The organism is Pelagovum sp. HNIBRBA483, from assembly GCF_040931995.1.
In the GTDB taxonomy this organism is placed as follows: Bacteria; Pseudomonadota; Alphaproteobacteria; order Rhodobacterales; family Rhodobacteraceae; genus JAEPMR01.
On the sequence record NZ_CP162412.1, the window covers coordinates 1,604,721 to 1,619,233 of the forward strand.

General features: G+C 57.4%; 13 protein-coding genes. 10 read left to right on the plus strand and 3 right to left on the minus strand.

All coding sequences use genetic code 11. The features are described 5' to 3' along the window. Positions 1–19 precede the first annotated feature (19 nt). From AB1E42_RS07965 to AB1E42_RS07985, 5 genes are all read left to right on the plus strand, one after another. A complete protein-coding gene (locus AB1E42_RS07965; protein ID WP_368343720.1) occupies positions 20–754 on the plus strand; it encodes an FkbM family methyltransferase in 735 nt (244 codons plus the stop codon). Continuing rightward, positions 751–1,695, plus strand: a complete 945-nt coding sequence (locus AB1E42_RS07970; RefSeq protein ID WP_368343721.1) for a hypothetical protein — start codon at positions 751–753, stop codon at positions 1,693–1,695. The genes AB1E42_RS07965 and AB1E42_RS07970 overlap by 4 nt, the downstream gene beginning before the upstream one ends. Continuing rightward, positions 1,692–3,683 carry a glycosyltransferase family 2 protein gene (locus tag AB1E42_RS07975; RefSeq protein ID WP_368343722.1) on the plus strand — a complete coding sequence of 664 codons (1,992 nt, stop codon included), beginning with the start codon at positions 1,692–1,694 and terminating at the stop codon, positions 3,681–3,683. The genes AB1E42_RS07970 and AB1E42_RS07975 overlap by 4 nt, the downstream gene beginning before the upstream one ends. A gap of 39 nt (positions 3,684–3,722) precedes the next feature. Further along, the gene (locus AB1E42_RS07980; protein WP_368343723.1) at positions 3,723–5,093 is read left to right on the plus strand and encodes a GSCFA domain-containing protein; all 1,371 of its coding nucleotides are present in this window, start codon (positions 3,723–3,725) and stop codon (positions 5,091–5,093) included. Positions 5,094–5,189: 96 nt separating this feature from the next. Further along, positions 5,190–5,789 carry a superoxide dismutase gene (locus AB1E42_RS07985; RefSeq protein WP_368343724.1) on the plus strand — a complete coding sequence of 200 codons (600 nt, stop codon included), beginning with the start codon at positions 5,190–5,192 and terminating at the stop codon, positions 5,787–5,789. Positions 5,790–5,941: 152 nt separating this feature from the next. Here the strand turns inward: AB1E42_RS07985 and AB1E42_RS07990 are convergent, their stop codons facing one another. Further along, positions 5,942–6,454 carry a DUF6647 family protein gene (locus AB1E42_RS07990; RefSeq protein ID WP_368343725.1) on the minus strand — a complete coding sequence of 171 codons (513 nt, stop codon included), beginning with the start codon at positions 6,452–6,454 and terminating at the stop codon, positions 5,942–5,944. 108 nt (positions 6,455–6,562) lie between these two features. Here AB1E42_RS07990 and AB1E42_RS07995 point away from each other — a divergent pair, with 108 nt between their 5' ends. Then, positions 6,563–7,480, plus strand: coding sequence for a LysR substrate-binding domain-containing protein (locus AB1E42_RS07995; protein ID WP_368343726.1), 918 nt, complete (start codon positions 6,563–6,565; stop codon positions 7,478–7,480). 81 nt (positions 7,481–7,561) lie between these two features. Next, a complete protein-coding gene (gene rarD / locus AB1E42_RS08000) occupies positions 7,562–8,473 on the plus strand; it encodes an EamA family transporter RarD (protein ID WP_368343727.1) in 912 nt (303 codons plus the stop codon). Here rarD and AB1E42_RS08005 read toward each other — a convergent pair. Continuing rightward, complete coding sequence (locus AB1E42_RS08005) at positions 8,410–8,967, minus strand: TIGR00730 family Rossman fold protein (RefSeq protein ID WP_368343728.1); 558 nt, start codon at positions 8,965–8,967, stop codon at positions 8,410–8,412. The genes rarD and AB1E42_RS08005 overlap by 64 nt on opposite strands. Before the next feature lie 119 nt (positions 8,968–9,086). Here AB1E42_RS08005 and AB1E42_RS08010 point away from each other — a divergent pair, with 119 nt between their 5' ends. The 3 genes from AB1E42_RS08010 (at position 9,087) to AB1E42_RS08020 (ending at position 13,520) form a co-directional block, all read left to right on the plus strand. Next, positions 9,087–10,790 carry a LysM peptidoglycan-binding domain-containing protein gene (locus tag AB1E42_RS08010; RefSeq protein ID WP_368343729.1) on the plus strand — a complete coding sequence of 568 codons (1,704 nt, stop codon included), beginning with the start codon at positions 9,087–9,089 and terminating at the stop codon, positions 10,788–10,790. A 70-nt stretch (positions 10,791–10,860) separates the two neighbouring features. Further along, positions 10,861–12,687 carry an ABC transporter ATP-binding protein/permease gene (locus AB1E42_RS08015; RefSeq protein ID WP_368343730.1) on the plus strand — a complete coding sequence of 609 codons (1,827 nt, stop codon included), beginning with the start codon at positions 10,861–10,863 and terminating at the stop codon, positions 12,685–12,687. Further along, complete coding sequence (locus tag AB1E42_RS08020) at positions 12,684–13,520, plus strand: GNAT family N-acetyltransferase (RefSeq protein WP_368343731.1); 837 nt, start codon at positions 12,684–12,686, stop codon at positions 13,518–13,520. The genes AB1E42_RS08015 and AB1E42_RS08020 overlap by 4 nt, the downstream gene beginning before the upstream one ends. On the opposite strand, the gene speB is transcribed toward AB1E42_RS08020, so the two are convergent. Then, positions 13,514–14,470, minus strand: coding sequence for an agmatinase (speB, locus tag AB1E42_RS08025; protein WP_368343732.1), 957 nt, complete (start codon positions 14,468–14,470; stop codon positions 13,514–13,516). The genes AB1E42_RS08020 and speB overlap by 7 nt on opposite strands. Positions 14,471–14,513 lie beyond the last annotated feature (43 nt).

Here is a 14,513-nt window from a genome sequence, read left to right on the forward strand (position 1 = left end):
CACGGCGGCAGGGGGCAAGATGGACAGAGCAGATATCGACTACATCAAACCTGTGCGGACGTTTCTGCTGCATTGGCTGAACGAAACCCGCGAGGGCGACGTGAAGGTGGTGCAGGTCGGCGCGAATGATGGATCAATGGCCGATCCCCTGGCGCCGGTTCTGGGGCGGTTTGGCTGGCAGGCGGTTTTGATCGAGCCGGTGCCGCGTTACTTCAAGGCTCTTTCGGCAAAATATGCGTCGAACGATAATGTTCGCCCGCGCAATTTTGCCATTTCGAAAGAGGCCGGCAAAGCGACGATCTATCATCTCGACGAGGCGCATGAAGAAGACTACCCCGGATGGGCGCGGGGGTTGGCATCCTTCGATCAAAAACACCTGCAACGCGCGATCAAGCCGGAACATCTGACCTCGGTGACAGTACCATGCTATCCTTTGGCGGACATCCTGACTGAAGAGGGGTTCGAGGAAGCGCATGTTCTGGTGGTGGATGTAGAAGGGGCGGAAAAACTGGTGTTCTCGTCGTTTCGTTGGGCGCAATTCCGGCCATTGATGATCGAGGTTGAAACGCGCCATTTGCCAGCGGGTGAAAAGAACTGGCTTTTCAAGCGATTCCACAAGGGTGGCTTCGATGTTTACGACTTTGGTTTTGATACAATTGCGATAAGACGCGGTTGGCTTCCGGCGAGTATGCGGCATCTGTTCCAATTGACCCGCTTGAGCGATTTCAAGGTAGAGCCGGAGGCGCTGGTGTGACGGCGGCTGTCTCTTCAATCCTGTTTGAGGGGACGCATTACGCGGTGCGGCGGGTGCTTTCGAGTGCTGAAACGCGCGGGCCTGTTGTTGTGGCCTTTCCCCACGCGGGTGGGCCTACTTGGAATGCGAGCGTTGCATTCGGGGAGATGTTCCTGAAATCGCGCGGCATTGATGGGTATTTTATACTTAACAGAGAGGTCGACTGGTTTCAGAAACGCGAGTTTTTCGATGCAATGGCGGCGATCCGCGCGGATGTGCCTGCCGCACGACCTATCGTGGCCTACGGGGCCAGTATGGGGGGATATGGCGCGCTTTTGGCGTCGCGGTCGTTAGAAGCTGCACGGGTGCTATCGGTAGTGCCGCAATTCTCGATCGACCGCAGTGTCGTGCCTTGGGAACGGCGGTGGGCGGCTCAGGCGGGGCAGATCGGCGGGTTCATCCATGATGTCGAGGCCGAGATTTATGATGGCGCGGAGATTTATTCGCTGCATGATCCGCGGAATGTTGATGCCCAGCAGATGGCGTTGTTCTCTGAGCGTCCGAATTGGACACAGCTGAGGGTTCCGTATTGCGGACATACGCCACTTGTGGTTCTGGCGCAGGCTGGTCTTCTTTCGGGCTTCGTTCTGGCTGCGATCAATGGCGATTTTGATGCGCAAGGATGGGCGCGACGGTTCTTGGCGGCGCGGCGGGAGACAATCGCCTACTGGCGGATATTGGCCACACATGCGGCACGAAGGAATAGGTTCGAGATAGCGCAGCACGCGGTGGAGCGGATGAAACTGATCGGAGCGAAACCGCAGGAGATCGAGATTGCCATGCAAATGGTGCAGCGGCGTCAGCAGAGCGTGATTGCGCAAACCGAGCGGTTAGCGACAATCGCGAAAGAGAAGGAAGCAGCGCGGCAGGCGCGGCTCCAGCGGGCAGGGGGTGCCAGATGAGCGGCGCACGGACTGTCATCGTCACCACCAAGAACGAGGGGCCGTTCCTTCTTGAGTGGGTGCTTTATCACCGTTTGATTGGCTTTGATAACATCGTTGTTTTTGCCAATGATTGTGAGGATGGCAGCGACAAGCTCCTGAAACTATTGGATAAGGAAGGGGTCATCCGCTTTTTTGATAATTCGGAACTGTCGGATGATCTGCCCGCAGACCCTCAGAACCGCGCCTATCGCCGCGCCTTCGAGATGGACCATGTGCAGGAATCCGAATGGGTGCTGGTGATCGACGCTGATGAATTTTTCAACATTCATGCGGGTGAAGGGCGGCTGGACGATCTTTTTGCGGCGGTGGGCGAAGCGGATGTGATTTCGGGTACTTGGCGGGTTTTTGGCAATGCAGGGCTTGTTGAATATCGCGATGACCTGGTGACGCAGACGTTTACCCGCTGCGCGCCGGTCGACCGGCAGGTAAGCTTTCGTCATTTCGGGATGAAATCAATGTTCCGGCCTGAACCAGTGCATCGGTTGGGTATCCATCGCCCGTTTCTCAAGGGACGGTACAAGAAACCTGAAGGCGGGTTGCGCTGGGTGAACGGCTCTGGCGTCGATGTGACACGATACTATCTCACGAAGGGCTGGTCTTCCTCACCTGCGACGGTTGGTTACGCGCTGTGTCAGGTTAATCACTACATGATCAAGAGCAATGAGTTGTTCCTGATGAAGCGGTATCGCGGCACGGCGAACAGTCAGGATCAGGACCGGATCAACTTCGATTATTATGATGCGTTCAACTCGAACCATGTCGAGGATCGCAGCATCACACGATGGTCTGATGCGATCCGAGAAGCGAAAGAGGCGCTGATCGTTGACCACCCGGAGATCGGCAAAGCACATGACAAATGCGTAACTTTCTTCGAGAAAAAGATCGGCGCGCTCATCAAGAGCCTGAAGAAAGACGATCCTGAAGTGTGGGAGAAGTTGATCGAGCCAAAGTCTTTGCGGGCGAGCATAGATGCCGATGTTGCATGGCTCAAAGCGACCCCGCCGCTGCGCCAGAAAGTGCAGGAAAGGGCTGGGCCAAAGGCTGCTGAAACATTGACCGATGAGGATGATGCCCCACGGTGGTTGGCCGATTTGCGGCGGTCGGACTATCGGCGGGGGTTTTATCATTCGGACGATAAGTTTGCGGCACATTTTGCAGAGCGCGAGCGCGACGTTTTGATGATCTCGTTCGACAACTTATCGAACGTCAATGACAAGGCGCTGTCGCGCGAGGGTTGGGGATACAGCTTTTATCGGGATCATAAATGGTCACATCTGGGGATCATGAGCTTCGAGGCGAATTGGTATCGCGACCCGCGCTTGTTTGACTGGTTCGAGGCGCGCGTCGCAGACGGCGCGTTTAATGGCTTTGGCAAGGTTGTGCTGACCGGCACCTCGATGGGTGCCTATGGCGCGATGGCTTTTGCGCGGCTGTTCAAAAAGGCGGATGTGCTGGCGTTTTCGCCTCAAACCAGCCTCGATGGCAAGCTGGTACCGTGGGAAACCCGGTTCGCCTCGGGGCGCAAGCAGGACTGGAGTGGGCGCTACCGCGATGCCACGCAGAAGCTCAAGGGCTGTGGCAATGTATTTGTCCTTTATGATCCGGGCTTCGAGCTGGACCGCAAGCATGCGGAGCGCGTGAAAGGGGCGAATGTCCATCACCTGAAAACTTGGTTTTCGAGTCATAAATCGGCACTGTTTCTGCGGCGGGCGAACCTATTGAAACCGCTCGTCGAGGCGGCGGTCGCCGGACAGCTGGATGAGCAAACCTTTTACAAGCTTTACCGGCAGCGACGGTCTTTGCCTTGGTATGTGAACGGCCTAACCGATGCTGCACTTGGCCGCGGGCATCATGGTTTGGTTGGAAATGTCGCAAATGTGCTGGAACGTGAAGGGCGCGTGCATCTGGCAAAATCGGTGCGGCAGAGGCTGACGGAGGCGGATTAAATCAGGTTGCAGCGGACCTTTGCGCCTGAAATGCTGTAGATGGACCAAGAGAGCAGATCGACCTGTAATATGGACAATGACAGGCATATCGAAAGGGTTGACGCGGCGGTTGCGTTTGCGCGCGCGAAGCAGAATACAGACCGTAAATATCCGTCACCTGACCATCACGGAAACCGGCTGTATCCGTTGGCGAGCCCACGAACGCGGCCGAGTTTTCAGATTGAAGAGCATGAAACGGTTTTCGCGATCGGCTCTTGTTTCGCCCGCAACATAGAGAATGCGCTGGAAAGCCACGGGCGGGAGGTTTTAAGCCGGAAATTCGATCTTGGCCCGATCGGTGAAAGCCTGACTGACGCGGCGAATTTCTTTAACAAGTATTCCATCCATTCTGTCACCAACGAGGTCATATGGGCGCTGGAGCGGGAGACGTTTCCCGGGGGTGATCTGATCTACAGGCTGGGTGGCGGTAGGTATTGTGATTGCCAGCTCGGCATGGCGAAAATGCAATACTCGAAGGATGAAATCCTCGCATTCCGCGAACGCTATCTTGATGCAATGGCACAGGTCGTCGAGGCGGATGTGGTGATCCTGACGCTTGGTTACGTCGAGACGTGGTATGATCGGAAGCTGGGGCTTTATCTCAACGTTTCTCCCCCCAAGCCGCTGATCAAGAAGGAACCTGAGCGTTTCGAGTTCAGGGTTTTGTCCTATCAGGATGTGCTGGATGGGCTCGAAGCGCTTTACGCCGCTTTACAGAGGCATCGGACGAAGCCGTTAAAAATGTTAGTGACGGTATCTCCGGTGCCGTTATTGGCAACCTTCCGCGATATGGATGTGCTGGTGGCAAATGCTTACTCGAAATCGGTTCAACGCGCAGCGATTGAAGAATTCGTTCAGGGGAAGGCGTGGGTAGATTATTTTCCTTCCTATGAATTTGTGACGCTTTCCAATCCGGCAATCGCTTGGTCGCGCGACGATTACCGGCATGTTTCACCCGATGTGGTGAACCGGATCATGGCATCGGTTCTTGCTTCCTATGTGCCCGGAGGGGAGGCCAGCGACCTGATCACGCGGGAGGGATTGTTGGCCACCGTGAAGCAACTCCACCAGCTTGAAGAACAGGAGGCGATTGTATCGGTCTTGGACGAGTATGACGCCTTGGTGGCCGGTGACGGACAACTCCTCATGGCGCGGGCCGCCGCGATGCGGCGCCTTGGGAGGCTGGAAGAGGCATGGGAGGCGCTATCGGTTGCAATCGAGGTCGCGCCGAGGCGGCCGTTTGCTCTCGAACGGCTGATATCGCTTGCGCGGCCCCTGAAGCGCCATATCGAGGCGCGGGCATTGCTGGAGTTGCACCGGCAGCGCTTCCCCAAGCGAAATCAGTTCCGCAAGCGGCTGGATTGGCTCTAGCCTGTCCTTTCCGGTGAAATTTGGCGGCTTTGCTCCCTTGACCCGCCTGCCTCTGGGGATCATGTAACGTGCAGACGCAACAGAAGAGGTGCTGCTATGGCTTTTGAACTTCCCGATCTTCCGTATGCCCACGATGCGCTTGCCGCTAAGGGTATGTCGGCTGAGACACTCGAATATCACCATGACCTCCATCACAAGGCCTATGTCGACAACGGCAACAAGCTGATCGCCGGAACCGAATGGGACGGCAAGTCGATGGAAGAAATCATCGTCGGCACCTATGACAAGAGTGCTGTCGCGCAGAACGGCATTTTCAACAACATCAGCCAGCTCTGGAACCATAACCAGTTCTGGGAAATGATGGGCCCAGGCAAAAGCAAGATGCCGGGTGAGCTTGAAAAGGCTCTGGTTGAGAGCTTTGGTTCTGTCGATGACTTCAAGGCGCAGTTCTCCGCCGCAGGTGCAGGCCAGTTCGGCTCTGGCTGGGCATGGCTCGTAAAGAACGCTGACGGCTCGCTGGCTGTCACCAAGACCGAAAACGGCGTGAACCCGCTCTGCTTTGGTCAGACCGCGCTGCTTGGATGTGATGTGTGGGAGCATTCCTACTACATCGATTTCCGCAACAAGCGCCCTGCCTATCTGACGAACTTCCTCGACAATCTCGTCAACTGGGAAAACGTCGCTTCGCGCATGTAACTTGGAGCGCACCTGCGATTTCAGAGGCCCGGCCGCGGAGACGCGCCGGGCCTTTTTGATTGAAAAATGCCGGCGACCAAGAGCCGCCGGCAGGAACGTGTGCGCCGAGCGGCTTCGTAAGCAAGCCGCAAGATGGCGTTCACACGGGGAGTTCAATCTGGATGGATGTCGCGCGGCGTACAGCCTGCCTCGAGGATGACCGCCATCCAATTGATCCGATCCGGGAGGCCACGCTCTGCCAGCCATTGAGATTGCAGCTCATAGGCGGATTTTTCCTGTGCGCCGGCACAATACCAATGTGCGGCGCCATGTTGGCGATGGTGGACCAGCTCGTGAAGGACCACTGAGAGGTCATACGGGTCATGCGGGTCAAACGGGGAAATGAGAGCGATTACCGACTTCGCCGGATCGTAAAAAGCGCGTGGTGTGACGCCGAACCGTCCTGCGCGACCTGTTAAGGCGTTGGCCTGGTCCTGAGAAACCAGTCTGATTTGTGGTCGCGCTTGTTTGCGCGGCCACGGGCTATTCAGGTCGAGCCAATCTTCCAAAGCCGCGATCTGATACGCTGGAACGACAGGCTGTGGTTGCGAAGCCTCCGCGAGATGAGGATTGATGAGCGCCATCAGGAGCGCCAACGCAAGCGTTGCGGGTGCTGGCAGAGGCATGTCGACCTCCTTTGCTGATTTTGAAATGAACTCAAAAAATGGTAAAATGGACGGTGAATTCGCGCAAAAGGAGTATTTTCATCCATTGTTGAAAGGAGTTCATCCGAAATGAGCCGCCGCCTTCCACCATTCGCTGCCGTCCGTGCCTTTGAAGCCGCAGCGCGGGCCATGAGCTTTAAAGCGGCTGCCACAGAACTGTGCCTTAGCCCATCAGCGGTCAGCCACCAGATTAGGGGTTTGGAGGATTATCTAGATACAAAGCTTTTTGAACGTGACGGAAACCGACTGCGACTTACACTGACCGGCGAGGGCTATGCATCGCGGCTCACGTTTTTGCTCGATGATCTGGATCAATCCACAGCAATCGCGCGTGGCCGGTATCAAGAGGCTCCTTTGAGAGTGCTTTGCACGCCGGGCTTCGCGGCACGGTTCATGGTGCCGCGACTGGGAAACTTGCCTTTTTCCGAGGAGATACGGCTGCGGGTTTCGGAGGGAGCGCCTTTGTGCGACTTCTCCAAGAATGACGCAGATGTTGTTATCCATTGGGGCGCAAGCGCGGTGCCCGGCGCGATAGTAGAGCCTTTGATGGAGTCATTACGGTATCCCGTGGCTGCACCGGAATTTATCGCCCGTCATGGCATTTCGGCGCCTTCTGATCTGTTAAAAGTGCCGCTGATGTATGACGAGGTCATGGATGCATGGGGTGAATGGTTCGGGCTTGCAGGCGTCAAGATCACAGAGATGCCGCATGGGCCGGTGTTTCCGAACTGCGAACTTGCAACAACGGCGGCAGAGCAAGGGCAAGGTGTCGCGCTGGCGTATGATGCGATGGTTCGCGACACGGTGAAATCAGGCCGTTTGGTGAGGCTCTTTGATACAGTCACAATGCCAATCGTAATCTATTCTGTCGCCTATCACGAGGCGCGGGTCGATGAACCGCGCATCCGTCAGTTCCGCGATTGGATTTTCACCGAAACCTTTGCAAGCGGACGCGGCGCGCGGAGTGGGACCGTGGCAGCCGAATAGCCTGAGGACAGCTCCGGTGTCTGCGGGGTTGCCATCGGCGGAACCGCATGCGGTAGTGCCGTGAACCTCCGGGAGATCGGTATGAGTGAGTCGCTCAAAGGCGTATTGGCGATGGTGCTGGCCTGCATCATCTGGGGATTGTCATCGATCTTTTATGCACAACTGCGCCATGTGCCGCCGCTGGAGATCTTGAGCTACCGTACCGTTTGTTCGCTTGCCTTCTTCCTGATCGTTTTGCTTGCCCAACGGCGTATCCGGACACTGATCGATGCCGTATCCGACCGGAAGCAAGTGCTGACAATATTCGGAGCCGCGCTCTTCATCTCTGGGAATTGGTTCGGCTTTATCACGGCGATCAGCCTTGGTTATGCGTTGGAAGCATCTTTGGGGTATTTCATCTTCCCGCTCGTTGCGGTGCTGATCGGGCGCGTCTTTTTTGCCGAAGCGCTGGGGCGTGTGCAATGGGTGGCTGTGGCTTTGGCGGGCGCAGGTGTAACAGTACTGACGGTTGGACTTGGGGCGGCGCCGTGGATCGCCTTCTGGCTGGCAGCGACTTTTGGTCTTTATGGTGCGGTCAAGAAAGGGCTGGCATTGGGGCCTGTTGTTTCGGTCACGGCGGAGGTTTTGCTGCTCGCGCCGGTGGCGCTTGCCTGGATCTACTTCAAAGGTAGTGGCGCGATGGGGAGCGATTGGTGGACCTCATCGTTGCTGGCGCTGTCGGGACCGCTCACGGCAATACCGTTGATATTATTTTCTTTTGCTGCACGGCGTGTACGGCTCGCGACTGTTGGTCTGGTGCAATATCTCAACCCCTCGATCCAGTTCGTCGTGGCGGGGCTTGTCTTGCTGGAGCCGGTGACGCTGTGGCACTCCATAGCGTTCCCGATCATCTGGCTGGCGCTTGGTCTTTATTCGTTCTCCGCGCTCCGTCAGGAGAGAGCATCGCGCAAGGCGGCCTCCAGTGCGGCGACATCGGAAATGATTGAAATATAACCGAGCAGCGATGGGTCGGCGAAACCTTCGTTGACAACGTGGTCCATCAGCGACAGGAGCGGTTGCCAGTAACCGTCTGTATCAAGCAAGTAGATGGGTTTCTGGTGCAGGCCCAGTTGGCGCCATGTGAGCACTTCGAAAAACTCGTCGAGCGAACCCGCGCCGCCGGGGAGAACGACGACAGCATCAGAATTCATGAACATCACCTTTTTGCGCTCGTGCATCGTCTCGGTAATGATGAAATTGTCGAGATCCCGTTTGCCGACCTCCCATTTGAGCAGGTGGGTGGGAATGACACCGAATGTTGCGCCCTTTTGTGCTTGGGTCGAGGCGGCGACCAAGCCCATCAAGCCAACATCACCCGCGCCATAGACAAGTCGCCAGCCGTTATCGGCGATCATTTTGCCGGTCGCGGTGGCGGCTTCTCCGTAGGCCGCACGGCTGCCCGCGCGGGAGCCGCAATAAACGCAAACGGACTTTTGGGCAACTTTCATCAGGCTTCCCTTCAATGATGGTTCAGATCGCTTTGACCACCCATATCGCCGTTGCTATGGTCGCTCAACCGTCCTGCTTCGGGAGGGGTGAGGACGTGATCCAAGAAAGGGAATGAACGGTGGCAAAAGGCGGCGGTTCGAATGCGGGTCGGCTTGCGGTAGCGGGTGGCGCGATAGTGGTTCTGGTAGGGGCATTCTGGTTCTTTGGTGCGGATTTCGGGGACGAAGGCGAGGTGCTCGTTGAAGCGCCTGAGGTAACGGCAAGCGCAGCCGAGACAGACGCGGGATCTTCCAACGCTGGCGCGGTCACCGAAGAAACCGAACCAAGTACCGCAGAGCGCGTCGCTTCCGAAGCGACTGCTGTTGAATTACCTGTCTTTGATACGGTTCGTGTCGAAGCGGATGGCATGATGGTGGTGGCCGGACGCTGGATCATCGGCGAAGAGGTCGAGGTCGTGCTCGATATCACGCCGGTGGTGCGGGCGGAGGTTGATGGAACAGGGCAGTTCGTGGCGATTACGATGATCGAACCCTCGGCACAGCCGCGCATGTTGTCGCTGGTGGGTGATCCTGATGGCGCGCGTGTGCAATCGGCCGAGACGATCCTGATCGCGCCGTTTACGACGCCCGCGCCGTTGGAGCCGGTTGCGGAGGCAGAGGGCGTCACAGAGAGCGAAATGGCGGAGCAGGCGGGAACTGATCGGGAGGGCGAGCCACTTGGGGTTGGTGAACCCGTATCTGAAACTGGTGAAACCGACGCGGAAAGCGATGATACTCAGCAGGATGAGCAGGTCATCGTCGCTGAAGCCGTGCCCGCCGCCGAAGAGAATGTCTCACAGGAGGAATCCATAGAGGCAGAGCAGCAACCTGTCGCGGGAGCAGACGATACAGTTAGTGGCGCGGTCGAGCAGACTACTGAAGACACGGTCGCAGCGGTAGAATCGCCTGCCCCCGCTGAAACGGCTGAGGCTGAAGTGGCTGACGCTATCGCCCCCGGAACGGCTTCGGAACCTAATGTGCCGGAGGTGGAACCAGTCGCTGAAAGCGAGAGTGCAGATGAAGCTGCTCCGCCGGTCATGACAGGGGGTGCGGAAGATAGCACGGCTGCGGAAGAAACGATTGCAGAGGCTTCCGAACCTGTTGCTGATGTAGTGGGCCAAGAGGCACCTAGCGCGGCGAACGAGAGCGCGGAAAGTGCCGAGGAAAAAGAACCCGTTATCGAAGAGGAGACGGTAGCGGAGAGTACGGCACCCACAGCGCCTGCACTGATCGTTGCGGACGAAGAGGGTGTACGGGTCATGACCGACGAAATCCCAAGCTCTGGGATCTCGGTGGATACGATCAGCTATGATCTGGAGGGCCGTGTCGTTGTCTCCGGTCGTGGGCTGCCGATTCATGCTGTTCGGATCTACCTCGATAATGCTCCGATTGCAGAAATGAACACCGGCGAGAGCGGGCGTTGGGAAGTGCGGCTCGATGCAGTTGATCCGGGAGTTTATACGATGCGGGTCGATCTTGTGGCTGAGGACGGTAGCGTCGAGGCGCGGATTGAATTGCCGTTCAAACGTGAAGAGCCACTAGCGGTGGCCGCAGTCATGGCGCGGGATACGCAAGCGCCGGAGTTTTCGGGCGTGGCGGTCAGAACGGTACAGCCGGGCAATACGCTATGGGCGATCTCGCAGGAACGCTATGGGCGCGGTATTCTCTATGTGCACATCTTCGATGCCAACCGGAACCAGATCCGAAACCCTGACCTGATCTACCCGGGGCAGCTTTTCTTGTTGCCGGAACTGACGGATGAGCAACTGACCGAGCAATATTAAAAGGGCGCGTGGGCTGGTGCCCATGCGCTTGCGTGCCTAGATAAGTGGGCCAGCCAGAACGGAGAGCCCGATGCGAGGATTAACCAAAACCAGCCGGAACCTGAACAATGAACAGGTTCAGGGGATGCAGGTGATCCGGCGGGTGGTGCCGTATCTGTGGCCGGAAGGGCAAACTTGGGTCAAGCAGCGGGTCGTCTTGGCGATGCTGACGCTGTTTGTTGCTAAGCTGATCGCCGTAGGTACGCCAGTCCTTTACAAACAAGCGGTAGACACGCTCTCGCCTGATCAAAGTGCAGAAACATTTCTCGCGCTTGGGGCGGTCGGACTGACGCTGGCCTATGGCATGGCGCGGTTGATGAATGTGGGGTTTCAACAGCTCCGCGACGTGATCTTCGCCCGCGTAGGGCAGCGCGCGTTGCGGCAACTGGCGCTCGAAACGTTTACCCATATTCACCGCCTCTCGCTGCGCTATCACATCACGCGCAAGACAGGCGGGTTGAGCCGTATAATCGAGCGCGGGGTGAAGGGCGTCGAATTCCTCTTGCGGTTCATGCTCTTCTCGATGGGGCCGTTGGTGCTCGAGTTACTGATGATCGCGGCGGTGCTCTTTGTCCTTTTCGATGTGTGGTATTTGGCTGTCGTCGCTGCTGTGATCGCGGGATATGTGTGGTTTACGTTCAAGGTCACGGAATGGCGGGTGAAAATCCGCAAGGTGATGAACGAGCAGGACACGGATGCCAATCAGAAGGCGATCGATAGCCTACTTAACTTTGAAACCGTCAAGTATTTCGGCGCGGAGCGGATGGAGGCCGAGCGCTATGACGGGGCGATGGCTTTGTATGAGAACGCGGCACTACGGACCTCATACTCTCTCGCCTTCCTGAATTTTGGGCAATCCGTTCTCATCACTGGCGGTTTGGTCGCGGTGATGGTGATGGCGGCTGTCGGGGTGCAGAACGGCGATCTGACAGTTGGCGATTTCGTGATGGTGAACGCCTATATGATCCAGATCACCATGCCGCTCAACTTCCTTGGTACGGTGTATCGTGAGATCCGTCAGGCGTTGATTGATATGGGCGATATGTTCGATCTGCTCGAGCAGCCGGCCGAAGTGAAGGACAAGGCCGATGCGCCTAAGCTGGTGGTTTCGGGAGGCGAGGTTGCGTTTAACGATGTTGCCTTCCACTACGATGCCGACAGGGTAATCCTGAAGGGGATCAGTTTCACCGCGAAACCGGGTGAGACGATTGCGATTGTTGGATCTTCGGGATCGGGGAAATCGACGATCGGGCGGCTCTTGTTCCGTTTTTATGACGTGACGCGCGGAGCGATCCGCATTGACGGGCAAGACCTACGCGACATCACGCAAGAAAGCCTGCACAAAGAGATCGGCGTCGTGCCGCAGGACACGGTGCTGTTCAATGACACAATCCGCTATAACATTGCCTACGGGCGGCCTGATGCGACCGAGGAAGAGATCGTTGCAGTGGCGAAGGCAGCGAAAATCCACGATTTCATTCGAGGGTTGCCGCAAGGTTACGAGACGACCGTTGGCGAGCGGGGGCTGAAGCTGTCTGGTGGTGAAAAGCAGCGCGTGGGGATAGCACGGACCTTGCTGAAAAATCCGCCAATCCTTTTGCTGGATGAGGCAACCTCAGCGCTCGATACGGATACCGAGCGCGAAATTCAGGCGGAACTGAAGGCTATGGGCGAGGGTCGAACAGTGCTAACGATTGCGCACAGGCTTTCGACCATTGCGGAGGCGGACCGGATTATCGTGCTGGAGACGGGCGAGATCGTCGAGACGGGTACCCATGAAGAGCTTGTGGCGCGCAGCGGGCGTTATGCGCAACTGTGGCATCGCCAGCAAGCCGAAGAGGAGACGAACGCGGCATGATCGCCATGACCGCCGCTGAAGCCGCGAAGCATTTGCGGTCACTTGGTTATGCGAGCGAGTTCATGGTGTTGGGCGCGCGGAGCGTTGCGGAAGTCCATGCCGACAGGATCGTCTTGCGCACACCTGAACAGCCGGATTTCTGGTTCGGGAATATGGTTATCTTCCGTGGTGAGCCATCAGACCCCAGTGCGGTAATTGCCCAGTTCCAGCGCGATCATTCGGAAGCGGAACATGTGACGCTTGGCTGGGATGATACTGATATGGCGCGTTGGAAAGAAATCGCTGTGCTGGAAGCGATGGGCTTTACCATTGATGAAACCGAGGTGTTGGCGCTTGAAGGCCGGGAAACACATTTCGACCTACCAGATGGCCTGACAGCGGGCGCAATATCGGGTGACAGCGATTGGGCGCAAGTGACTGGGCTGCAAACGGATACAGGTGTTGAGTTGGGGTATTTGCGCGAAAAGCACGCGCCCTTCATTGCCCAAAGGGTAGGGGAATGGCGCCGCGCAACGGAAGAGGGTCGCGGCGCATGGTTCGGTGCCTTTGATGGCGCGCAACTGGTTGCTGATCTGGGCATATTTACAGATGGCAGGGTCGCGCGGTTCCAATCGGTGGAGACAAGGCAAAGCCATAGGGGGCGGGGAATTTGCCCCGCTTTAATCACCCGCGCGTTAGCTTGGGTGCAGAGCGTTGCGCCGGATGCAATTCCGGTCATCCTTGCCGATCAAAACGAGGTCGCAGGCCGGATATATCGGCGGTGCGGATTTACGCCGAAGGAAGGGCTTATAGCGGCTTACCGCGCACCAGAGGGGTATCGCGCGGGTCAATGACCGCGCGCGTGGAAGATGAAGCCTAACGTGTTGAGCAGGATTTGCGCTGCGAGAATGGCGGTGCCGCCGGTCTGATCATAGTCGGGGGCGACCTCAACGAGATCAACGCCAACAATCTCATGGCGCTTGGCGACCGCTTGGAGGAGTTCCAGCACTTCGTAGTAAAGAAAACCGCCGTGGCTGGGGGTTCCGGTACCCGGGGCGATGGACGGGCAAAAGCCGTCAATGTCGATGGTGATGTAGATGCGCGCACCTTCGGGGATGCGGGCGGTGAGGGCTTCGGCCCCCAGTTTCCGGGCTTGGCGAACCGAAAGGATATCAGATCCCATCTCGCGGGCGGCATCGTAACCTTCCTTCGCGGTGGAGGAGACGTTACGAATTCCAACCTGCGTAAGGCCCGTGACATAAGGCTTTTCAGCGGCGCGGCGCATGGGATTGCCGTGGCCGAAGCGGACGCCGTGGCGCTCGTCAACAAAATCGAGATGGGCGTCGATTTGGAGGATGTGAATATCGCCTTGATCGTCGAAGGCGTTGATGCATGGAATGTTGACGGAATGATCACCGCCCAAAGTGACAGGAAGTGCGCCTGCTTGAAGGATCGCGTGAACGCCAGCCTCTATATTGGCGTGGCTCTTCAGTGTGTCAGTGTGGACGATATCGGCGTCTCCTATATCCACGATCCGAACTGAGGCCGGCAGGTAGGTTGCGTCATCCTCATGATCATAGGCACCGGCATGACCAAAGCTGAACAATGTCGAGGCCTCGCGGATGCCGCGCGGCCCGAAGCGTGCGCCAGAGCGCCATTGGGTGCCGAAATCAAAGGGCGCCCCGAGGACAGCGACATCCGCGTCGATCTGCGACCAGTCGCTCACATAGGGCCGTTTGCCGAATGTGGAGATTCCGACAAATGGCAGATCGAGACGACCGCCTTCATATCCGTGCGCTGACATGTGCTCTCTTCCCTTCTGCAAGACTTTGGTTCAGTTTGACGCC